Below are 1,127 nucleotides of genomic sequence, written 5' to 3'. Positions count from 1 at the left end.
GGCCCTGCGCGAATGCCAGCGCATGCCCTGCGCCATGCCGGTAATGTTCGAAATAGCCGGCGGTGGTGCCGATCACCCGATAGCCACGCCAGGAATCGCCCAGCGACAGCGGCACCGCCCATTTCACCTGCGGCAGCGTGGACAGTTCCTGGTAGGACTGCCAGGACACGTTGTTGGTCGGGTCGCCGATGTGGAAGACCGAGTACAGCAGCAGGTTCACCGGCCCCGAGCGTGCGCCGACGATCAGGTCCGTACCCGAGACGGTGCTGGCAAAGCCTTCGTGGGCCTGCGTGCGGATGCGTTCCACGCCCAGCAGCAGGACCACGCTCAGGGTGATGACCAGCACGGTCAGGCTCACGCTCAAGGCGCGGCTGCGCAGGCTGGCCCAAGCCAACTCAAACATGTGCACCCCCTGCCCGGTTCAGATCACCCAGCGACAACACCTGGTCGAACAACGGCTGCAGGCGGTCATCGTGGCTGACCACCAGCGCGGTGGTGCCAGCGGCGCGGCACTGCGCGGACATCAGCTGCACGAACGCCGTGGCCGCTTCGGGATCCAGCGCCGAGGTCGGTTCGTCGGCCAGCAGTACCGCCGGGCGACCGATCAGGGCACGGGCAGCGGCAACGCGCTGCTGCTGGCCGACGCTGAGCGTGCCTGCCGCGCGCGGCATCAGTGCCGGATCGAGCTGCAGCGCACGCAGCAGACGCGCGATTTCCGCGTCCAGCCCACCTTCAATGCGCGCGTTGCGCAATGGCGAAAAGCGCACGCCCAGGGCGATGTTGTTGCGCACGCTCAGGAACGGCAGCAGGTTGAACTGCTGGAAGATCACGCCCAGCTGCTCGGCACGGAAATGATCGCGCGCGGCGGCACCGAGCGTGTTCACCCGATGGCCGGCAACCCGGATGCTGCCGCTGGCCGGCAGCAGAATGCCCGCCAGCAGGCCCAGCAGCGTGCTCTTGCCCGAGCCGCTGGTCCCGCGCAGCAGCACGCTGCTGCCTGCGCGCACCTGCAGCTGTGCGATGTCCAGCACCGCACGGCCCGCGTAGCCGAACTGCACGCCCTGCAGGTCGATGATGGCATCGTCGTTCATGGCGCCAGCGGCACCCGCAGGCTGCCAGCAGTAACC

1 protein-coding gene and 1 pseudogene are annotated in these 1,127 nt (G+C 68.2%); both read right to left on the bottom strand.

Going from position 1 to position 1,127, the window contains the following annotated elements:
* Positions 1 to 403, bottom strand: a pseudogene (locus tag AB4Y84_RS22200) (ABC transporter permease); the annotation flags it as partial.
* Positions 396 to 1,091: an ATP-binding cassette domain-containing protein gene (locus AB4Y84_RS22195; RefSeq protein WP_442243660.1), complete on the bottom strand. Its 696-nt coding sequence runs from the start codon at positions 1,089 to 1,091 to the stop codon at positions 396 to 398. The pseudogene AB4Y84_RS22200 and the gene AB4Y84_RS22195, both read right to left, overlap by 8 nt.
* Positions 1,092 to 1,127 lie beyond the last annotated feature (36 nt).

The sequence above is a fragment of the Stenotrophomonas sp. 2YAF22 genome, from assembly GCF_052114665.1.
Lineage (GTDB): Bacteria > Pseudomonadota > Gammaproteobacteria > Xanthomonadales > Xanthomonadaceae > Stenotrophomonas > Stenotrophomonas indicatrix.
This window is presented reverse-complemented; position numbering and strand designations above follow the sequence as displayed.

Coding starts and splice junctions, on each gene's coding strand:
- AB4Y84_RS22195 (WP_442243660.1), bottom strand. CDS start 1,091: ATGAACGACGATGCCATCATCGACCTGCAGGGCGTGCAGTTCGGCTAC.